Genomic DNA, 19,435 nt, shown 5'->3' on the forward strand with positions numbered 1-19,435 from the left:
GTTAATGAAGAAGATTATTATTTTGCTTTTGTCTCTGTGCATCTGTTTGCCTGCACTTGCCGCAAACACAATAATGAACGTTGCGGCGCAGAAGGGAGAAAGCTTCATTGCTGTTGTTGTTGAAAAGGATAAGAGAAAACTCCACGTTGTGCGTGTCACAGGGGACGGGGTTAATATTATAAGAACTGTTGACGTTCTGGTGGGCAAAGGCTCCGGCGACAAAATAGCCAGAGGGGATCTTAAAACACCGGAAGGCGTATACAGAATAACCAGCTTTCTTTCAGGCCAGAGGCTGATAGAGATGTACGGCAGAGAGTCTGCAAAACTCTATGGCTACGGGGCTTTCCCCTTAAGCTACCCCAACCTGCTGGACACCCTGAACGGAAAGACCGGAAGCGGTATCTGGCTCCACGGAAAGGAGCAGAACAGGCAGGATCCCGCCACAAAGGGCTGTGTTGCTCTGGAAAACTCAGACATTCAGAACCTTTCGCAGTATTTCACAGTGGGAACCCCCGTCATAATCACCAGAAACGCCATAATCGGAACACAGCAGGCCTACAGACTGTCATATGATTCTGCAAGAGCCGCTGTTGACGAATTTATAAACGCATGGCAGTCGAACAATTTTGACAGATTTAAAAACTCCTACGGCAAAGGCTTCCGTTCAAAGGACGGCAAGAGCCTTCAGGCCTACCTTAACTATAAAAAATACCTGATGGACGCATACCCTGAAAGGAAGATAGCCGCAGACAACTTCCGTATCTTCCACGAATCTAAAGACGAGGTTGTCGCCCAGTTCGATCAGTATTACTCGGCGGCAAACATGACCGTGTTCGGCCGAAAGACACTCTATTTCCGCAACGAAGGCGGCCAGCTTAAGATCGTTGCCGAAGATTTCGAGCAGATGAGGGGCGGAAACGTGAAACTGGCGGCCAAGGCTAAGGAATCGAAACCTGTTCAGCCCGAGCCCGCAGACAAGCCCAGAAAGCCTGAGCCTGCTGTTGCCAAGGCAGAACCTAAAAAGGAAATACCTGTTAAGCCTGCTCCTGAAAAGGTTATAGCTCAGGTTGAGCCGGAGAAAAAGGTTGAGCCTGCACATGAACCCGAGAAGGTAACTCCCGAAGAGCAGATCCTTCAGGACAACATGACCGACATCCGTGTTGAGGCTGAAAAGCTTGTGGAAGGCTGGAAAAAGGCATGGGAAAGCAGAAATGCCGATGAATATATGGCATACTATTCCGAAAGGTTCAAAGCGGGACGCATGAACTATGAAGCATGGAAAAAGGATAAGAGCGGCAAATTTGAGCGTATAGCACAGATAACTGTCGGTATCGAGAACATGAAGGTCGAGATGGGCAAAGATGAAACCATCATCATCACTTTCATACAGAACTACACCGGCGATAAATACAGCGACAGGGGTATCAAAACCCTTACACTTGAAAACGGCGACAGCGGACTGCGTATAGTCTCCGAAGACTGGAGAGCGAAATGAAAAAACTTCTGATCACACTGCTGATAACGGTTCTGGCTGTCTCCGCATTTGCGCAGAGCCGCCCCTATACCAAGGTGGAGAACTATTTTAAGGGTACGAACTACGAGCTTCAGGTATATAAGATATACGGAAGGCAGGACGGTCCCACGATATTCATTATGGGCGGAATTCAGGGCGACGAGCCGGGCGGGTTTCTCTCGGCGGATCTCTACTCCGACCTGAGACTGGAAAAAGGTAATCTGATAGTTATTCCCCGTGCGAATTTCAAATCGGTTATCCTCTTCGACAGAGGTCCCGACGGCGATATGAACCGCAGATTTCTCAACGAGCCCGAAAAGCTTGAGATGGACAGGGTTGTTTCCGTCGTTAAAAAGCTGATGCTTGAGTCGGACGTATTCCTTAACCTCCACGACGGATGGGGGTTCCACAATCCCGTCTATATCGACGAATCCAGAAACCCAAAGAGATTCGGTCAGTCGGTGATCACCGATGCGGATACATATAAGTGTGCCGACGGAAAGGTCATTGATCTGAAAACCAATGCAATAAAGGTGCTTGAGGCTGTGAACAGCAAGATAGACGACCCGAAATATCACCTGCACTATTTTAATACAGACACCGACAACCCCAGAACTGCGTTCAGCGATATGCGCAAAACAGCCACCTACTATGCTGTCAGGCAGTACTGCATTCCGGCCTACGGGATAGAGTCCTCCAAAAATCTGCCCTCGGTTGAGCTGAAAGTGCTTTATCACAACTATGCCGTGAACGAGTTTATGAAACTCTATGGTGTTGTGCCCGAAATGCCCGCAATAATCCTTGAAAAACCCAGACTGGACTATGCGATAATCGCTGTTAACGACGAACCCCACAAGGTCGACAGGGGCGGCACACTGTACATAAACAGAGGCGATGTGGTTGAGCTTAAACATGTGGAATCGAACTATGAAAGGGGTGTTTCCGGCGACCTTCTGGGATACGGAACCCTGAACGACATAAACTCTAAATTTACGATAAAGACCAATGCCGTGATACAGTTCCGCAAGGATAACATAAAGATAGGCAATATAAACATTGCCGTTTCACCTAAGAAACCCGCTCCGGTTGTCGCTCAGAAACCTCAGCCCAAGCCTGAGCCTGTGGCACAGCCCGAACCTGTAAAAAAGGAGCCTATCGCAGGCTATTCATTTAATCTGAAGGTGAACGGAAAGCCCGTTACTGCCGCAAACGGCGAAACTCTCACTCTGCCTGTGGGCACGAAACTTGAGATAATCTCCTTTGTCGTGGACGGTGCTGTGTCGGATGTCCCCGTTAACCTGAAAGGCTATGTGTCTTCATTCTCCGTTGTGAACGACGGTGACGACAGAGGGTTCGTGATAACGCTTCTGCCTAAAAGATTTATGACGAAATATGCCGAGGACGATGCAAAAATGCTCTATCCTGTTGTCGTTACGAAGGACAGGGAAGAGATCGCCAAGTTCTGGATAAGGATGAAGTGATGCGTCTGAGGGCAAGGGTTTCCGGCCGTGTTCAGGGTGTGGGCTACAGAGCCTCCGTCCACCGCAGGATATCCCGCCTGAACGTTGTTGGCTATGTCAGGAATATGCCCGACGGTAGTGTCGAGCTTGATGTTCAGGGCGAAAAAGCCGAGGTTGAAAAAGCTCTGAAAGAGGCATGGGAGGGTTCGCCCTTCTCAGCTGTTGAAAGTGTTGACACGGAAGAGCTTACAGAGCCGTCAGGTTATGGTTCGTTTGTTATAGAGAGATAAGGCAGGCGGGATTGCGACAGTAATAGCGACCCAGCACATCCTCGCCGTAACATCGTAGCCACAAAATTCTTGCGAACATATGTAAAAAGTAATATAGTTTGAAAACCGTGGGGGTGCCCTATGAGGCTGAGATATACCCCTAAGACCTGATTCGGGTAATGCCGACGTAGGGAACGGACATTAAGCAAGGCTTTATGGCCCCGTTCCGGCATATTCCGGTACGGGGCTTTTTGTTTAAGGAGAAAAATATATGACACAGCTTGAAGCGGCGAAAAAAGGAATCATAACACCCGAGATTGCGAAAGTTGCGAAGGACGAACTTATTGATGTGAACGAGCTTGTTCAGCTCATCGCCGAAGGCAAGGTGGTCATTCCGAAGAACATAAACAGAAACTTTGATGTCAGGGGCATCGGTAAGAAACTGAAAACAAAAGTTAATGCCAATATAGGAACATCCGGTGACTGCCCATTTCTTGAGGTTGAGCTTAAAAAGCTGGACGCCGCCATCCGTGCGGGAGCGGACAGCGTTATGGATCTTTCGACAGGGGGCGACCTGAACGCCATCCGCAGGGAGATAGAGAAGAACTGTCCAGTTATGCTGGGCACAGTGCCGATATACGCAGTTGCGGCTGAGCTTGCGATGAAAGACCTGACCACGGACAAGATAGACGTTGACGTTCTCCTGCGCAACATAGAGAAGCAGTGCAGCGAGGGTGTGGACTATATCACAGTTCACTGCGGCATCACAAAGGAATCCGTTGCCAGAATGGACAACAGCGACCGTGTCTGCGGAATCGTTTCCAGAGGCGGATCGATACTTGCCAACTGGATACGCACCCACAAGAAAGAGAATCCCCTTTATGAATATTATGATGAACTTCTTAAGATAGCTTATAAATATGACGTGACCCTCAGCCTCGGCGACGGTTTCCGTCCCGGAGCCACTGCAGACGCAACGGACAGACCCCAGATCGACGAGCTTATCATCCTCGGCGAACTGGCGAAACGTGCCTATGCGAAGGATGTTCAGGTTATGATAGAAGGCCCCGGCCACGTTCCCCTCAGCCAGATAGCGGCCAACATGATGCTTCAGAAGCGTCTCTGCAACGATGCTCCCTTCTATATCCTTGGCCCGCTGCCCACAGACATCGGCGCAGGGTATGACCACATAACTGCGGCCATCGGCGGAGCAATCGCCGGAGCGGCGGGAGCGGACTTCCTCTGCTATGTAACACCTGCCGAGCACCTCTGTCTGCCCGACGAGGACGATGTTTATCAGGGAGTGATGGCCTCCAGACTGGCGGGACACATAGCAGATATGGAAAAGGGAGTGCCGGGAGCCGTTGAGCGCAACAAACAGATGAGCATCGCCAGAAAGGAACTGAACTGGGAACGCCAGTTCGAGCTTGCCCTCGACCCTGAAACAGCCAGAAAGAAGTTTCAGAAGAACCACGACATGGGCTCATGCTCCATGTGCGGCAAGCTTTGCGCAGTTAAAATAGATAAAAAATTATGATACTGAAAGATAACCTTAAACTCTACCTTGTGCTTGAGACCCACATGCTTAAAAAGCCTCTGGATGTGTTCATCCCTGAGGTGATAAAGCACGGCGTAACCGCAGTGCAACTGCGTGACAAGGGGCTGACCGCCAGAGATCAGTTTGAGACGGGGCAGAAGCTGACGGAGCTTCTGGACGGAACGGGAGTTCTGTTCGTGGTCAACGACCGTATCGACCTTGCCCGCTGTCTGGGCGCACGCACGGTGCATCTGGGAGTTAAGGATATTCCTCTGAAAACCGCAAAAACGGTTTATCCGGATATGATATACGGCTATTCCTGCAACACCGAAGAGGACATAGAAACGGCGAAGCTGGCGGACTATATAGGTGTCGGGCCTGCTTTTATGACCGGAACGAAGAAGGATTTAAGGCCGGTGATATCCCCTGAGGGCATAGCAAGGCTGGTGAAGCTCACCGCAAAGCCTGCCGTTGCCATAGGCGGAATAAATGCGGAAAACATCCATACGCTTTACGGCGCAGGCCTGTCGGGCGTGGCGGTTTCCTCCTGCATATGTGCGGCTGAAGACCCTGCAAGGGCGGCTGCCGAACTGCGGGAAAAAGCGGAAAAATTATGAAAGAATTCTCTCTGATAGAGAGTCTGACCCATATGCTGGATAATAGCGGCATCGCCCTAGGGGTAGGCGACGATGCCGCCTTATTCGGCACAACCCTAATAGCAAAAGACATCATGGCGGAGAACGTGCACTTTACGCCTGATGCGCCCTTCAGCCATATCATGCAGAAACTCATTACGGCAAATGTAAGCGATATAGCCGCCATGGGCGGTGTGGCGAAGTATGCTCTTCTGGGCATAGCAGTGCCGGAAGGTCGTGAGGTATCCGCAGAGGACATAGCGAAGCCGTTTGATGCATACGGGCTGAAACTTATCGGAGGCGACACCACGTCGTCTGCCGGAGGGCTTTTTGTGTCACTGACGGTTATCGGCGAACGGAACGAATACGTGTTGAAACGTTCGGGTGCAAAGGCGGGCGATATGCTTTTTCTGTCCCGTCCTGCCGGCAGAGTACGTCAGCTTCTGGACAGGGAACTTGCCGGAAATACGGAAAATTACAATCACTATCTGGTGCGGGCAGAGACAGCACTGGGTGATTTTCTGGGGCGTACAGGCATAGCAAATTCATGCATAGACGTCAGCGACGGAATAGGCAGGGATGCGTCACACATAGCACAGCAGAGCGGCGTAAAAATTGTGGTTGAAAGTGCAAAGGTTCTTTGTGATGGCTATTCTGCGGAATATGCTCTGGGTTCCGGCGAGGAGTTCTCTCTGCTGTTCACTGTTCCTGCGGACAGGGTGGCTGAGCTGACAGCGGCATATCCGGCTGTTATCTGCATTGGCCGAGTTGAAGAGGGGTCCGGCGTCTGGCTGGAAAAGGACGGCAGTCTTGTCGACATCTCGAACATAGGCTACGAGCATCACTTCTGATTTTATTTAGTGTCATCCTGAGGCTCAAGCCGAAGGATCTCAGAGATTCTTCGCTTTGCTCAGAATGACGGATAGTATTCATCACTTTTGAAAAAACTTCATCCTGCCGTAATCCGGCGGGGTTCTGAAATTGAACATCGAACAGGCAAAATAATAGAACAGATCGCTCCACCAGTCCTTGGTGAACTGGCGGTCTGATGTGAATATCTCCGCTGTTTTCAGCGGATTGCGGAAAATTTCCGTCAGTGCTCCCATCTGGTTGGACGGGTCACGGAAGCATTCCCAGTCGCACTTTCTGCATGTTGGTTTTCCTGCGGTGTGCTTTGTATCCAGCTGTGTGTAATCGCCGAGGTCGTCCTGCGCACGGAAACCGCAGGGATATGCGTGACCGTCGGCACTGTTCACAAAGAAATAGTCTATCCCGCCGTAGCAGGCGAATCCCGCATTTTTCTCGCCTTTATACTGCCGCATGAGCATCCGAAGTGAGTTTCTGGGGGTGAATATGCGTATCTCTCCCCGAAACTGCGGGATAACATCGTAAAGCGCTTTGAACAGCAGATATTTTTCCGTATCGTTGTAGCTGACCAGATTATCCGATGATTCAGCTTTATAGACAGCTCCCTCCTGCATGCTCATTGGGTAGCAGGCGTTTGCGATGGTGAAACCCAGTCCTGCGGCGAAACTGTAAAACTTTGCGAAACCCTCTCTGTATGCCTCATAAAAGCGGTTCTTTTCAGCTTCCGGGCTATTCTCGTCAACCGTTATCGATTCTTTCACAATGCTTCTGTTTATGCCCAGATTTGCCGAAGGGTATATCCCCTCTTCTCTGAACACAAGCAGTGCCGTGCGGATTCCGTCTATAACCCCTTCCAGATTGCGGTTTTTCTCGTGTGTTTTTGCGTCCCATGTGTCCAGACTTATCCAGAAGGTATAAAGTCCGCTGTTTCTGAGGTCTCTTGCGAACCTGCGCATTTTGTCGAGAAAGCCTTTTTGATGGCTGTTCATAAACATGAATCCGTTTGTTCCGGTGCGGATATACGGAATACCTTTGTAGCGGGCGTAGGAGATTAAGTTCAGCAGTGTGTCCTGAAACAGGAAAGGCTCACCTCCGGTGAAGGAGAGTGCCCTGACACGGTTCTTTGCGGCTCTGTCTATTATTGCTGTCATGCTTTCGGTATTGAGTTTTGAACGTTTGAATTTTTCCTGAGCACGCATGCCGCACTGCGGGCATCCGGCGTTGCACATGTCCGTTGTCTGAATGATAAGCTGCGCGGGAGCCCTGCCCCGAATCAGAGCGGGCAGGCTGACCCCCAGTTCCCTGAAAAACTGAAATGTCATCAGACGGCGAGTCTCCTTGCTATGGCGGGTTTAGGGGTTTCTGAATCCGGCTTCTGCATGAAAAGGTCTTCAAGCACTCTATCCCAGTTGAAATGTTCCAGAACACGTTCACGGGCGCTTCTGCCGAACTGCCTGTATTCGGCTATGTCCGACTGCCAGAGTTCTATCATATGTGTGATTTTCTGTGTCCAGTCCACATAGTCACTGGCCTTTGCAACAAAACCTGTGACCCTGTCCTCGATTATCTCTTTGGGGCCGCCCATGTCCGAGACTATGGCGGGAATGCCGCATGCCTGAGATTCCAGAACCACCATGCCGAATGTGTCGGTGTTGCTGGGGAAAACGAAAAGATCGCTCTGAGCATACACCTCCGGCATTTTCGAATGGTCTATCTCGCCTTTGATGATAACGTTGTCCCTGTCCTTTGCAAAGGCTTCCACTCTTGGGCTGTAGGGGCCGTGTCCTGCGACTATCAGGCGCAGTTTGTACTTCTGCTCCAGCTCGGCAAAGAGGTTCAGCAGAAAGTCTATGTTTTTGTCCTGTGAAACCCTTCCGGCGTAGCACAGGGTGAATACGTTGTCAGGCCGCTTGTCCATGGGGCAGAACAGACGTGCGTCTATCCCCCGCCTGAATACAGACATCTTGCTCCTGCTTATTCCTCTCTCTTCGAGATAGTCGAGGTACTGAGCTGATGTTGTCTTAAGCTCGGTGACGCTGTCGAAGAACCATCTGGTATAGGCCTCAACAAGGTTCGTCAGCGAGTCGTTATGGGTTATCTCTTTTGCCTCTTTGGTGAAGTCGGTGTGGTAGATGCCTGTGGATTTCACAGACAGAAGCCTCGAGGCGAGTAACCCTAAAAGTCCCACAGGACCGGGCGTAGATATAAAAACCTCGTCCGGTTCAAAGTCGTAAATTTCTTCAAGGGCACGGATCACCGAGGGCACTTTGACGGTGATCTTTTCGTAATAAGGAAGTTTGAAGCTCTCTATGGGTGTCAGGTTTATGAGGTTCGGAGGGAGCCGGTGGTCTATCTCCTCCGGAGTGAGGCACGAGACTATTTTCAGATCATACCCTTTGTCGTGCGCCATTTTGCCGATGGTGCGCAGGGTTACGGATACTCCGTTCAGATCGTTTATTGTGTCTGTGAACCAGAGTATGCGCTTGCGGACGGGTGCCGAGCCGTAGCTGTAGCTCTCGTTGAGGCTGTTGATTAGCTCCCTGTCCTTGTAGATCTGCCTGAAGGAGCTGAAAAACGGTATGGAGAGGAAGATTGCCGGAAGAGCGGTTGTAACACTCTTGTAGATATCCTCCATGTTTATCTTCTCTATGTCCTTTGACATGTGGGAGATCATCATGCGGAAATATTCATCGGATATATCAGAGGCCTTGTGGTAGACCTTGTTCAGCTTGCGCTCTATGTTGATGAAAGACTCGTTCTGCATCTCCTGAATAAGCTCCACTATAAGCTGATTTATCCTGCCGGGATTCTTCATTTTGAAGCCTTTCAGCTTTATGCGCTCCATCAGGGAAGGTTTATCCTGTTCGAAGATGTAGTTGGTTATCTTGCTGAACAGGCCGCCCGCAAAATTAACGCTGTTCTTTGTGCGGCTGAAATCGTGGGCTATCTTGTAGACTGTGAAGGCGAGAGAGTGGAAATCGCTGTATCGCCCTGCATGGCGGCACTCTTTGTGGCGGATGCTTTCAACAAACTCCTGCGGGGTCGCCGCTCTGGCGAGGGTGTAGGTTTTGCCGAGGAAAAGCCCTGCGTGGTCGTCGGAACCTGCCGTGAAACCCTTTATCCATGGCGTATCGCTGAACGGCTCTATGCGGTAGCGGGAATAGAGGTTCTCCAGTGCCAGCGGAGTGAGGCTTTCAAGTGTTTTGACCCATGTGGTGTTGTGGAGCTTGCCCCGTCCGCCGTTTATACCTTCGAACACGTCGAACAGAAGCATCAGCTTCTCAAGATGGTGCAGAGCCAGCCTGCCGTTAACGCTGAAAGTGGCGTGCGCCACCGAATAGGCGAGTTTTTGTTCCTTTATGTAGTCGCGGAACTGATAAATGTCCCGTCTGACCTTCTGAATCATGTCGAACTGTTTATGGTTCAGGCCATAGACCAGAATGTGCATCTTGCAGCCGTCCTCAGGAAAATAGACTGTGGATTCCACTCCGGTAAAGGTGTCGTCAGGGTGCTTTTCGTTCAGGTAAACGGAGGCGTCTATGCAGTTATGGTCGGTCACCGTCACAAAGTCCATGCCCCTGCTCTTCGCAGTTTCATAGATGAAATCAGGTTCGGTGTATGATTCCGCCGTGCCGATGCGCTGGAGAAACCATTCTGAAGGATGTTTGGAGAATTTCGAGTGACAGTGTAAGTCCGCCTGAGCCATGCGCCGACCTCTCATTAGATTATGGACTTACATATACGCCCGCTCTGTCAGCTTAATTTCCGGATAATGTCATAATGTTGTCATAAATAGCTGCTGTTGTGAAATATTTTATAGATATATGGCAAAATTCGCACCGTGTTCTGACATTTGGTTGCTACTTTTCATACATACCATGCGAGGTGTCTATGAACGCTTTAAAAGAAAAATTCACCCCGAAAACAGTAAAAAAAGCCGTGGGAGCCATCAGGGATATATCAAAAACCCTGCGCTTCCGGATCCGCACCTACAGACCGAATACCGAATACTGCGAGGACAACAGCCGTTTCATCATCAAGATAATCGAGAACGGAACTGAGCTTATGGACGTTCTTCGCCTGCGCTATCAGGTGTTTTACGGCGAATATGCATACAAGACCGACCTCTACGGCATAGATGTGGACAAATTTGACACTTTTTTCGACCATCTGGCCATAATTGACAAAAAAACAAACAAACCCATCGGCACATACAGGCTGAACAGCACAAGATTCAACAAAAAATTCTATTCCGAAAAGGAATTTCATATGGATGAGATAAAGGATCTCTCCGGCCACAAGATTGAGCTGGGGCGTGCCTGCGTTCATCCTGACTACCGCAACGGAGCAACCATCGCCGCCCTCTGGAAAGGGCTTGGTGCATATATGTCCATCACCGATTCCAGATATATGTTCGGCTGTTCGTCCATCCATTCTGACGACACTTTTCAGACGGCACTCATACACCACTGGCTGAAAGGCAGCGGATATCTGCCTAAAGAGTACGACTGCATAACGCCCAGAGGCAAATTCAAGGATAAAAAGTTCGAAAAGATGGTGGAGAAGACAGCTGACGAGCGTTTTGCCCCGTTCCGTGAGGCAGCGGTCAATCTTGTTCCTCCGCTTCTTCTGTCATATATGAAGGCGGGCGGGTTTGTTTGCGGAACTCCCGCATACGACAAGGCTTTCAAATGCTATGACTACCTGACGCTCATCGACCGCAAAAAGATGGATCCTTCGTTTGTCAGGAAGTTTTTGAAATAACATGTTCAGATTATACAGATTTGCGGGCGTTTTGTTCCTGTTCTGCGTATTTATCATCGGCGCCGTTGTCCTGCGGTTCTATGCAGTGACGGATGTCAACCGCCGCAGGGTGTCTGTCTGGTGGACATCGAAAATGTGCAGGGTGGGATGCCGTTTTCTGGGCATCAGGGTCAAAGCCGAAGGGCTTGGCAGTCTGCCCTCAGGCGGCAGTCTAATCGTTGCCAACCATATGTCCTATCTGGATATTATGGCTTTCGCATCCGTCAGGCGTGCGGTATTTATTTCGTCAGTCGAGATGGAGCAGACGTTTTTTCTGGGATTTCTTGCCCGTATCGGCGGCACATTTTTTGTGGAGCGGCGAAACGTCCGAAACATAAAGGGTGAGCTGGACGGCATAACCGATATAATCGCTCAGGGGTTCGATGTGGTGCTGTTTCCGGAGGGAACATCAACCGACGGCTCAAAAATTCTGCCCTTCCGTTCATCCTTTCTGGCTGGAGCCACAGATACGGGAGCGGACGTTGTGCCCGCCTGCATACGCTACGAATACATAGACGGCGAACAGTTTTCGGCTGAGAACTGTGATTTTGTCTGCTGGTACGGCGATATGAGTTTTCTGCCTCACTTCGTGCGTTTTGCAGGCATCGGGAGAACAGAGGTCAGCATCAGGTATATGGACGGCTTAAGCAGTCTGGAACTGGACAGAAAGCAGATAACCCGAATGGCGCATGAACTCATCACCACGCATTATTTTGCCGCATCCTGAAATTCTTTTTAACTCTTCACATTTAACGGCTATACTGTATAATAACTTTTATTGCGGAGGAGTGCCGTGTCCGAAAAAATTATTATTGCGCATCTCACATCAAACGACCCTGTAACAGCCGGAAAAGCTCTCAGGTTTTCAAAATCTGCGCTGTCATATTCATCAACAGTAATTCTGCTTCTCTCCGCCCACGGTGTTTCCGTTGCGGACAAAACAAAGGAATCTTTCACTGTGCCCACAACTCAGGAGAACGCACTGGACACCATTCGCCAGTTTCTGAAAGACGGCGGACGTGTTTTTGTGGGGCTGGACGATATGAAGAGTCTGGGCATCAGTGCGGCGGATATAATCGCCGGATGCGAACAGGCCGAAACCGGATATCTGTTTAATATTCTGCTGTCTGATCAGGCAGTTATAATGTCGTGGTAGCATGCCCCCCAGAAAGAGCGTAAAAAAGCCCGCACCCAGACCCAGACGGGCGCAAAGAAGCGGAAAAAGCAATAAACAGCTGCCTGTGGGTGTGCTGATAATCTTTCTGCCCCTTATCATTGCGTCTCTTTTCTATATTTTCAAAGACGATGAAAAATCTCCCGCCAAAAAGCCTGCCGTGCCGAAGCAGGAGACCGTTCAGGCTCCGAAAGCCGAGAAGAAGCCTGAGGTCAGGATAGTCGAAAAAACGGTTGAAAAAACCGTGGAAAAGACGGTCGAAAAGCCTGTTGAGGTCATCAGTGCGGTGAACGCCGTAAAACTCTTCATGTTTGACAGAGGCCTCAGTCAGGACAGAATAGACAGGGCAGACGGAAAGATAACCATTGAGGCTGAAAGCGAAGCCGAAGCGAAAAAGCTGGCGGCCGACCTTGCCCAGTATCTGAATGACAACGGACTTGAAGTAGTTTCTAAAAAGCCTCTGATGGTGAAGGATACTCATGGCGAGATTTCTGTTGGTTTTTCGGTGATAAAAAAACCTGAAATCGCAAAACCGGAGCCCGAAAAGCCGAAACCTGCGGAAAAACCCAAGCAGGAAGTGAAAAAACCTGTGGTGAAACAGCCTGAACCTCCCAAAAAAGAGGAAAAACCCGCTGTTATTATTAAAAAACCGATAAAATACACGGCAAAAATGGCCGTTGTAATAGATGATTGCGGATACAGCGTTCCCCTTGCGAAACAGCTTGCGGCAGTGGGCTATCCCGTAACGTTTGCCGTTATCCCCTATACTCCCTATGGTATAGAGACGGCAAAAATAGCCAGAAACAGTTCAAACGTACTTTTCATACACTTTCCCATGCAGCCGAAGAACTATCCGGATTTTGACCCCGGAAAGGGTGCACTGCTTCTCAGCATGCCCGATGCGCTCATAGGTGCGATCACAAAGGCCAACTTCGACTGGTTCGGAATGCAGCTTGACGGAGCAAACAACCACACTGGTTCAGCCTTCACAGAGGACGCAGAGAAGATGTCTCAGGCTCTAAGCTACATCAAAAACTACACCGGAAGATTCCTCGACAGCCACACCTCACCTGCATCAAAAGCATACGATGAATGCCGTAAAGCGGGGATGAAATGCGGAACCAATAATATTTTTCTTGATAACGAAGAACCGGGACTGGTCACTAAGACCGACAAAGAGAACCATGTCCGTGTCCAGCTTGTTCAGGCAGCACGCCTTGCCCTGTCCAGAGGGAGCGCAATTGCCATCGGTCATCTGAGAGATGGCACTGTTGCGGCACTGCCGGAGGCTCTGGCGGAGATTGAGAAGATGGGAGTGAAAGTCGTACCCGTAACCGACCTTATGCCTTGATTGGCGGTTATAACACTTCGCACTTCTGCGTTGCCGTTTAAAAAATAATGCTCATGTACAGGGCGTACACTGCGCTTATTTTTTAAACTTCGCCTTGAATTGCTCGGTTCTAACCACCAAGTGGAGACAGGCAGTCACTCTGAGGCGCTAGCCGAAGAGTCTCACCTTTCCCGTCACTGCGAACCGATGTAATCGGTGCGGCAGTCTCATAACGTCTGGTTTGTGGTTGATCCGGATTCAGATGATGTTTTAATATGTGAGTTTGCCACGTCAGCCTGACGGCCTCCTCGCAAAGACGGAGACACTGAAAACCGTCACTCTGAGGCGGCAGCCGAAGAGTCTCATTAATGAAAACAGGATGTTGGTTTTTTGCCTAACCTTTCTGACACTTCGGGCAGATGCCGTAGAGGTTGAGAGAGTGATCAACCAGTTTATAGCCGTATTTGTTCACTATCCTGTTCTGGAGTGTTTCTATCTCTTCATCAAGAAATTCGATGTTTTCGCCGCATTTAACGCAGACAAGGTGGTCGTGGTGTTCTTTTGCCGTGTCGGGCTCATAGCGCACTGAACCCTCGCCAAAGTTAAGCTCCCTTGCTATTCCTGCTTCGGTGAGCAGTTTCATGGTGCGGTAGACGGTGGCATGGCCGATGGTAGGGTCGATCTTCTTAAGGATCTCATAAAGCTGTTCGGCGGTGACGTGCTTTTTCTGCTTGCAGAAAGTTTTCAAAATGAGTTCCCGCTGGGTGGTCATCCTCAGATTCTGCTCGCTCAGATATTTTGTGAAAATACCGTAAATATCCTTTTGGTTTAAAGTCATGACCATCCTCAACAGTTTTCTTTTGCTACCGAATAATAACCCGATAATTAACAATCTTCCATATCTTTTTATTGTCTGAAACAATTTTAGGTATAAAAAAGTTGATTACGGGTACTGATTTGATATTGATAATGAATTTCATTAGCTGTATAGTCATGTTAAGGAGAAATGCCCGTGACAAACGCATGTTGTGAAAAAACAGCTGATACGGTTCAGCTTTCAATGATGAAAGCCGGCAGCAGAGGCGTCATTCAGAACCTTGTGATCGACTGCGAAGACAAGGAGCACTGCCGCTTTGCCCGCCGTCTGAAAGAGATGGGCATATACGAGGGCGCAAAGATCGAGGTTTCCGGCAACGACGGAGACGGAGAGATAATCGCCATCTGCGAAGGCACAAAGATAGTTCTCGGCCGTGGAATGGCCGGAAAGATCCGTGTTCAGATGCATGCGGGTGCCCTTCTGGACGACACTCCTTTCGGCAGAATATGCCGCAAGTTCGGAATCGGCTGCCGCATCTGATCTTTCTTTAGATTGCCGAAATCCCCTTCTTGTATTATCATCTCCCCATGAAAAAACTACTGATTCCCTATCTTCTTGCCGCAGTTTCGGCATTTCTGCTCACACTTGCATCCCCCGGGATAGACCTGTGGTTTCTGGCTTATTTCGCTCTGGTTCCCGTTCTTATCGGTGCATCCGGAAACAGGCGGCCATGGCTTGTCTTCTTTACTTTCGCTTTCCTTTATTACAGTTATAACCTTAGATGGGTCGAAACGTCCGTTTCCTACTTCGGCGGTGCGCCCTCTGTGGTCGGTTATCTTCTGGTGGGAGTCTTTTCTGCGGTTCTTGCCCTTTTCTGGGCGGGTTTCGGCTGGATATATGCCAGACGTCCCTCTGCAAGCATCCTTGCCGCAACGGTGATAGTTGCTCTTGAGGTGCTCAGGGCGAACGTTTTCACAGGGTTTCCCTGGCTGTATCTGGGACACACTCAGACGTCGTTTCTGCCTGCCTTTCAGGCGGCGGATCTGGGCGGAGAATATCTGATAACCCTTGTTGTTGCCTATTTCAACCTTGCCTTGGCGGCTTTTGTCAGAGACAGGAACACAAATTCCATCTCCATTGCCTTTGTTCTGGTTGTGGCTGTTTTTTCATACGGCTTTCTGGCCAAAGGCAGGGAATATAACCACGAGATCCTTAAAACCAGAATAATCCAGCCCGCCTACAAACAGACGGACAAATGGAACAAGGATAAGGAGGCCGAGGTTATTCTGCAGGTGAGCGAGATGATACGCAACTCGGCTCCCCAGAATTATGATCTTCTGGTGCTGCCGGAGAGCGTGTATCCCAACATGATGAACAGGGATTTCGCCGGATACAGGCTTATGAGCATTGTCTCGGAGATAACTCCGGTTCTGGCGGGCGTGATACGCAACAACGGAAAGGTTGAGGACAGGGAATATTTTAACAGCGTCTATCTGTTTGACGGAAAAGACGTTCAGACATATGATAAAAGGAAACTGGTTCCCTTCGGCGAATATTTTCCGATGGGTTCGCTGTTTAAGCCTATAGATTATTATTTTTTCAAGGGTGCCGAAGACTTTTCGGCGGGCAGAGAGCCCACGGTCTTCAGCCATGAAAAGATAAAGGCTGCGCCGATGGTCTGCTATGAGAGTGCATACAGTAATCTTGTCCGTCCGCAGATAGATGCGGGTGCGAACATGATAGCCGTTGTCACAAACGACAGCTGGTTTGGCGACACTCAGGGACCCTATCAGCATATGGCTGTTGACATTATGCGTGCGGTGGAGTACAGACGCAGTGTGGTAAGGGCTGCCCAGACCGGTGTGTCGGCCTGTATCGATCCTGATGGAACTATTCAGGCGGAGCTTGGTCTAAACAAAGCGGGGTATCTTGACTGCGAAGTGAAGACCGTTACAGCAAAGAGCATATTTTCCGTAACAGGCTACCTGTGGCTTGTTCTGCTTATAGCGGGGATATTTATTTATGAACGCAGGCAACGTCTTATCAAATAAACATTGAGTTTTTCCATTATTGTATATATTAGTGGAGAACAACGGAGGAGACACATGTTCGGACTTGGTTCTACAGAAATTGTTGTTATTTTAGTTATCGCACTTGTTGTATTCGGTGCAGGCAAACTTCCCCAGATCGGTGAAGGAATGGGAAAAGCCATCAAAAACTTTAAGAAAGCCGCTAACGAAGTGGACACCAGCGATGTAGTGGATATCACACCTAAATCACAAAAAAAGATCGCTGACGACGAAGAAAAGAAAGCCTGAGAATAAATCAACATGGCAGCAGGCGTTAAGACTGCTGCCGGTTCCGTTCTCTACGAGCTGAATCCGGCGGTTAAGCTGATCATATTTCTGAGTATAATCCAGATGGTCGGCATGTCCGGTTCGGTATTGTCATATTCGCTGATAACCATTCCCGCAATACTGGTGCAGTTTTTTGCAAGGATACATCCCATCGATGTGTTCTATAAGATTAAACCGTTCATAACAGTGCTTATTGTCACATTTGCGGTGAATTTTTTCTTTGCGGCGGGACTTAAAAGCTCTGCGGTTTTGACATATCGCTTTTTTCTGATTATATATTATTCAATCCTGCTTACTGCCGTCACCGACACCAGGGCGCTGGTTGCCCTGCTCTCTCTGCCTGTGCGGGGTAAGGCGGGAAAAAACCTGCGAGTGGTGATGATGGTGGCTCTGGAGTTTATCCCGATTTTCATTGACGATGCCAAAAGAACAGTTAAAAAGATCACTCTTTCGCCCGAATACAGCGGAAAGGCTTATAAGGTTTTTCTGCGCCCCAACGAATATATTAAACCTCTGATGCACAGCCTGCTGAACCATGCGGATACTGTGGCGAAGAAGGTCGAGGCGGGGGAATATGCGGCTGTTCCGCTCAGGATGCCTGGGATGTATGAGATGCTTCTGGGAGCCTGCGCAGTGGCTTTTGCGGTGCTTTATGCAGTTATATAACAAAGCGGTCATCATCCAGTACGACGGAACAAACTATTCCGGCTGGCAGTGGCAGACCCACTCCCCTTCTATTCAGGAGGAACTGCAAAAGGCGCTGAAAGTGGTTTACAAAAGGGATGTTAATGCTGTCGGCTCAGGCAGGACAGATTCGGGAGTGCACTCCATAGGCCAGACTGCAAATTTTATCACCGATACCTATATCCCCGATGAAGCGGTGGTGCTGGGGCTGAACAGTATTCTGCCGATGGACATTTCAATTACGAAGGCATGGGATGTTCCTCTGGAGTTTCATGCTCAGAAATCAGCAAAATCCAAAACATATTTGTATCGAATGTACCCTTCCAGAGTGCGCAGCGCTTTCATGCATAACAGAGCATGGTGGGTCAAGGGGCGTCTGGACTTATCCGGAGCGGCGGAGATTCTTTCTGCGTTTGAGGGTACCCACGATTTCACAGCCTGCTGTGCGGCGGAGAGCCTGCGGGAAAACTGCGTCAGAACAATATATTTCACAAAGTTTTATAAAGAGGGTGATGTCTGGTGTCTGGAGGTGAACGGAAGCGGATTCCTCCACAACATGGTGCGGATAATCACCGGAACGGTGGTGAAGTTCTGCCGTGACGGTCACGGACCTGAAAGGGTCAGGCAGATGCTTGAAACAAAAAACAGAAAGCTCGGCGGTCCGACGGCACCCGCCGAGGGCTTATATCTTAAAGAAGTCTTCTATTAATATCAGCAGCCTTCGCCGGGCTTGATGAATATCTTTGTTTCAACATCAAGATACATCGCATACCACTCCGAGAAGGCGTTGTCATACCACTGTCTGTCAGCATCGTTCAGGGCGTTGTAAAGCTCGTCGTGCTTTTCCTGAAGTTTGCTGAGTTCCTCCTGCTCGTGCGGCTCAAGTTCTTCAAAGGTGTCCTTAAGGGGGAGAATCTTTTTTCTGATCTTAAGAGCTTCCTCTTTCATAATGCACCTCGGTTTTTAATCTTATAATCACACTATAAAGGTCTCAATTGATATTGTCAAGCAGATGACAATAATTATCCTCATGTTTCCCCTTGTTTTCGGTCATTATTTTTATAGATTAAATGTTATGCCCTTTCTGGTAATCATAGCAGTGTTTGCTCTGCCGGACGTTTCGTTTGCATGGGGATTTGAAACCCATATAAATATCGGCATGCAGATACTGCAGAGCAGTAAAATAAGTGTTATCGCCAACAACCCGCAGTTCTTTCTGTGCGGGAACATATTCCCCGATCTTTTCAACCTTTTCAAGGATTTCTCCAAATTTAAGAAGGAGCTGCCCACCCACAGCTGGCAGACGGTCTCAAAATTGTTCAACGACGTCCGGGGTGATGAGGAGCAGGCGTTTGCCTATGGCTACAGTGCCCATCTCTCGGCGGATATAATCGCCCACAACCACATGGTTCCTCAGCATATTGCATATGTTGACGAAGGGCGCATGCGCTCCCACCTTCTGTTTGAAATGGCCGAGGAATCGGTTCATAACAACCGCTATTCGAATATGCTGATGATGCTTCTGCGTTTTTCGCCCAAATACGGCAATATATTCCTCAGAAACATGGGGATAAAGCAGGAGTGGTTCGAAACGGAGACAAAAGCCATCAGATTCGGCGTAATGTCGCAGAAGACCCTGAAACTCCACGCCATTTCAAGGGCGATTAAAAAGTCCGCCCAGCCGGGATTTGAAGAGCGGGTGGGCTATTTTCGTGAGGCCGCAATAAAGCAGGCCATAGAGGCTGTCGAGCAGGGATTTGCACATCTGGAACAGAGAGATCCGTCGGGCAAAGACAGCATGGAGTCCGCCCGCAGAATGCGCAGAGAGATGCTGAAAACCAATTCAAAAAAAGAACTTCGGGACGAATATCACAACCACATCGATCAGAAACTGTTCCCTCTGAACGAAAACGACGCATCCTGACCTTTTCATTTGTTTACTTTATATGTCAGTTTTTTTATAATAAAAGAACCTGCTTTCGGGCAGGT

20 protein-coding genes and 1 riboswitch are annotated in these 19,435 nt (G+C 49.2%); of the genes, 16 read left to right on the plus strand and 4 right to left on the minus strand.

All coding sequences use genetic code 11. From position 1 onward, the window contains the following. The first annotated feature begins 4 nt into the window (after positions 1-4). The 6 genes from C8D98_RS01480 (at position 5) to thiL (ending at position 6,265) form a co-directional block, all read left to right on the plus strand. Complete coding sequence (locus tag C8D98_RS01480) at positions 5-1,495, plus strand: L,D-transpeptidase Cds6 family protein (protein ID WP_132871376.1); 1,491 nt, start codon at positions 5-7, stop codon at positions 1,493-1,495. Then, on the plus strand, positions 1,492-2,994 hold the full coding sequence (locus tag C8D98_RS01485; protein ID WP_132871378.1) for a M14/M99 family metallopeptidase: 1,503 nt from the start codon (positions 1,492-1,494) through the stop codon (positions 2,992-2,994). The genes C8D98_RS01480 and C8D98_RS01485 overlap by 4 nt, the downstream gene beginning before the upstream one ends. Beyond that, positions 2,994-3,263: an acylphosphatase gene (locus C8D98_RS01490; protein ID WP_132871380.1), complete on the plus strand. Its 270-nt coding sequence runs from the start codon at positions 2,994-2,996 to the stop codon at positions 3,261-3,263. Before C8D98_RS01485 ends, C8D98_RS01490 begins: the two co-directional genes overlap by 1 nt. Before the next feature lie 99 nt (positions 3,264-3,362). Further along, positions 3,363-3,453, plus strand: a riboswitch (TPP riboswitch). 60 nt (positions 3,454-3,513) lie between these two features. Beyond that, positions 3,514-4,779, plus strand: coding sequence for a phosphomethylpyrimidine synthase ThiC (gene thiC, locus C8D98_RS01495; RefSeq protein WP_132871382.1), 1,266 nt, complete (start codon positions 3,514-3,516; stop codon positions 4,777-4,779). Continuing rightward, positions 4,776-5,396: a thiamine phosphate synthase gene (gene thiE, locus C8D98_RS01500; RefSeq protein ID WP_243640894.1), complete on the plus strand. Its 621-nt coding sequence runs from the start codon at positions 4,776-4,778 to the stop codon at positions 5,394-5,396. The genes thiC and thiE overlap by 4 nt, the downstream gene beginning before the upstream one ends. Continuing rightward, positions 5,393-6,265 (plus strand): thiamine-phosphate kinase, encoded by an 873-nt coding sequence (gene thiL / locus C8D98_RS01505; protein WP_132871384.1) that lies wholly within the window; start codon positions 5,393-5,395, stop codon positions 6,263-6,265. Before thiE ends, thiL begins: the two co-directional genes overlap by 4 nt. 81 nt (positions 6,266-6,346) lie before the next feature. Here thiL and C8D98_RS01510 read toward each other — a convergent pair whose 3' ends face one another. Together C8D98_RS01510 and C8D98_RS01515 are read right to left on the minus strand one after the other, a co-directional pair. Continuing rightward, positions 6,347-7,603 (minus strand): radical SAM protein, encoded by a 1,257-nt coding sequence (locus C8D98_RS01510; protein WP_132871385.1) that lies wholly within the window; start codon positions 7,601-7,603, stop codon positions 6,347-6,349. Next, complete coding sequence (locus tag C8D98_RS01515; protein ID WP_165871146.1) at positions 7,603-9,987, minus strand: glycosyltransferase; 2,385 nt, start codon at positions 9,985-9,987, stop codon at positions 7,603-7,605. Before C8D98_RS01515 ends, C8D98_RS01510 begins: the two co-directional genes overlap by 1 nt. Before the next feature lie 185 nt (positions 9,988-10,172). Here C8D98_RS01515 and C8D98_RS01520 point away from each other — a divergent pair, with 185 nt between their 5' ends. From C8D98_RS01520 to C8D98_RS01535, 4 genes are all read left to right on the plus strand, one after another. Beyond that, entirely contained in the window at positions 10,173-11,045 is an 873-nt protein-coding gene (locus tag C8D98_RS01520) for a GNAT family N-acetyltransferase (RefSeq protein ID WP_132871389.1), read from the plus strand. A 1-nt stretch (position 11,046) separates the two neighbouring features. Next, the gene (locus C8D98_RS01525; protein WP_132871391.1) at positions 11,047-11,811 is read left to right on the plus strand and encodes a lysophospholipid acyltransferase family protein; all 765 of its coding nucleotides are present in this window, start codon (positions 11,047-11,049) and stop codon (positions 11,809-11,811) included. A gap of 66 nt (positions 11,812-11,877) precedes the next feature. Next, positions 11,878-12,240: a DsrE family protein gene (locus C8D98_RS01530; RefSeq protein WP_165871147.1), complete on the plus strand. Its 363-nt coding sequence runs from the start codon at positions 11,878-11,880 to the stop codon at positions 12,238-12,240. A gap of 1 nt (position 12,241) precedes the next feature. Continuing rightward, positions 12,242-13,609: a divergent polysaccharide deacetylase family protein gene (locus C8D98_RS01535; RefSeq protein ID WP_132871395.1), complete on the plus strand. Its 1,368-nt coding sequence runs from the start codon at positions 12,242-12,244 to the stop codon at positions 13,607-13,609. Between the two features lie 373 nt (positions 13,610-13,982). On the opposite strand, the gene C8D98_RS01540 is transcribed toward C8D98_RS01535, so the two are convergent. Further along, positions 13,983-14,426 (minus strand): Fur family transcriptional regulator, encoded by a 444-nt coding sequence (locus tag C8D98_RS01540; protein ID WP_132871397.1) that lies wholly within the window; start codon positions 14,424-14,426, stop codon positions 13,983-13,985. Positions 14,427-14,600: 174 nt separating this feature from the next. On the opposite strand from C8D98_RS01540, the gene C8D98_RS01545 reads away from it, so the two are divergent. The 5 genes from C8D98_RS01545 to truA are packed head-to-tail and all read left to right on the plus strand — an operon-like array spanning position 14,601 to position 18,155. Continuing rightward, positions 14,601-14,945 (plus strand): FeoA family protein, encoded by a 345-nt coding sequence (locus C8D98_RS01545; protein ID WP_165871148.1) that lies wholly within the window; start codon positions 14,601-14,603, stop codon positions 14,943-14,945. A gap of 47 nt (positions 14,946-14,992) precedes the next feature. Further along, the gene (gene lnt / locus C8D98_RS01550) at positions 14,993-16,456 is read left to right on the plus strand and encodes an apolipoprotein N-acyltransferase (RefSeq protein WP_132871401.1); all 1,464 of its coding nucleotides are present in this window, start codon (positions 14,993-14,995) and stop codon (positions 16,454-16,456) included. Between the two features lie 54 nt (positions 16,457-16,510). Further along, the gene (gene tatA / locus C8D98_RS01555) at positions 16,511-16,723 is read left to right on the plus strand and encodes a twin-arginine translocase TatA/TatE family subunit (RefSeq protein WP_132871403.1); all 213 of its coding nucleotides are present in this window, start codon (positions 16,511-16,513) and stop codon (positions 16,721-16,723) included. Between the two features lie 12 nt (positions 16,724-16,735). Next, on the plus strand, positions 16,736-17,428 hold the full coding sequence (locus C8D98_RS01560) for an energy-coupling factor transporter transmembrane component T family protein (protein WP_132871404.1): 693 nt from the start codon (positions 16,736-16,738) through the stop codon (positions 17,426-17,428). Then, complete coding sequence (gene truA / locus C8D98_RS01565; protein WP_132871406.1) at positions 17,415-18,155, plus strand: tRNA pseudouridine(38-40) synthase TruA; 741 nt, start codon at positions 17,415-17,417, stop codon at positions 18,153-18,155. Before C8D98_RS01560 ends, truA begins: the two co-directional genes overlap by 14 nt. A 2-nt stretch (positions 18,156-18,157) precedes the next feature. Here truA and C8D98_RS01570 read toward each other — a convergent pair whose 3' ends face one another. Beyond that, complete coding sequence (locus C8D98_RS01570; protein WP_132871408.1) at positions 18,158-18,394, minus strand: hypothetical protein; 237 nt, start codon at positions 18,392-18,394, stop codon at positions 18,158-18,160. Between the two features lie 127 nt (positions 18,395-18,521). Between C8D98_RS01570 and C8D98_RS01575 the strand changes: the two genes are divergently transcribed. Continuing rightward, the gene (locus C8D98_RS01575; RefSeq protein ID WP_165871149.1) at positions 18,522-19,370 is read left to right on the plus strand and encodes a zinc dependent phospholipase C family protein; all 849 of its coding nucleotides are present in this window, start codon (positions 18,522-18,524) and stop codon (positions 19,368-19,370) included. Positions 19,371-19,435 lie beyond the last annotated feature (65 nt).

The sequence above is a fragment of the Seleniivibrio woodruffii genome (assembly GCF_004339245.1).
GTDB lineage: Bacteria > Chrysiogenota > Deferribacteres > Deferribacterales > Geovibrionaceae > Seleniivibrio > Seleniivibrio woodruffii.

Excerpts from the sequence above, each read along its gene's own strand:
- C8D98_RS01480 (WP_132871376.1), top strand. The coding sequence starts at position 5 with ATGAAGAAGATTATTATTTTGCTTTTGTCTCTGTGCATCTGTTTGCCT.
- C8D98_RS01485 (WP_132871378.1), top strand. The coding sequence starts at position 1,492 with ATGAAAAAACTTCTGATCACACTGCTGATAACGGTTCTGGCTGTCTCC.
- C8D98_RS01490 (WP_132871380.1), top strand. The coding sequence starts at position 2,994 with ATGCGTCTGAGGGCAAGGGTTTCCGGCCGTGTTCAGGGTGTGGGCTAC.
- thiC (WP_132871382.1), top strand. The coding sequence starts at position 3,514 with ATGACACAGCTTGAAGCGGCGAAAAAAGGAATCATAACACCCGAGATT.
- thiE (WP_243640894.1), top strand. The coding sequence starts at position 4,776 with ATGATACTGAAAGATAACCTTAAACTCTACCTTGTGCTTGAGACCCAC.
- thiL (WP_132871384.1), top strand. The coding sequence starts at position 5,393 with ATGAAAGAATTCTCTCTGATAGAGAGTCTGACCCATATGCTGGATAAT.
- C8D98_RS01510 (WP_132871385.1), bottom strand. The coding sequence starts at position 7,603 with ATGACATTTCAGTTTTTCAGGGAACTGGGGGTCAGCCTGCCCGCTCTG.
- C8D98_RS01515 (WP_165871146.1), bottom strand. The coding sequence starts at position 9,987 with ATGGCTCAGGCGGACTTACACTGTCACTCGAAATTCTCCAAACATCCT.
- C8D98_RS01520 (WP_132871389.1), top strand. The coding sequence starts at position 10,173 with ATGAACGCTTTAAAAGAAAAATTCACCCCGAAAACAGTAAAAAAAGCC.
- C8D98_RS01525 (WP_132871391.1), top strand. The coding sequence starts at position 11,047 with ATGTTCAGATTATACAGATTTGCGGGCGTTTTGTTCCTGTTCTGCGTA.
- C8D98_RS01535 (WP_132871395.1), top strand. The coding sequence starts at position 12,242 with ATGCCCCCCAGAAAGAGCGTAAAAAAGCCCGCACCCAGACCCAGACGG.
- C8D98_RS01540 (WP_132871397.1), bottom strand. The coding sequence starts at position 14,426 with ATGACTTTAAACCAAAAGGATATTTACGGTATTTTCACAAAATATCTG.
- lnt (WP_132871401.1), top strand. The coding sequence starts at position 14,993 with ATGAAAAAACTACTGATTCCCTATCTTCTTGCCGCAGTTTCGGCATTT.
- tatA (WP_132871403.1), top strand. The coding sequence starts at position 16,511 with ATGTTCGGACTTGGTTCTACAGAAATTGTTGTTATTTTAGTTATCGCA.
- C8D98_RS01560 (WP_132871404.1), top strand. The coding sequence starts at position 16,736 with ATGGCAGCAGGCGTTAAGACTGCTGCCGGTTCCGTTCTCTACGAGCTG.
- truA (WP_132871406.1), top strand. The coding sequence starts at position 17,415 with ATGCAGTTATATAACAAAGCGGTCATCATCCAGTACGACGGAACAAAC.
- C8D98_RS01570 (WP_132871408.1), bottom strand. The coding sequence starts at position 18,394 with ATGAAAGAGGAAGCTCTTAAGATCAGAAAAAAGATTCTCCCCCTTAAG.
- C8D98_RS01575 (WP_165871149.1), top strand. The coding sequence starts at position 18,522 with ATGCCCTTTCTGGTAATCATAGCAGTGTTTGCTCTGCCGGACGTTTCG.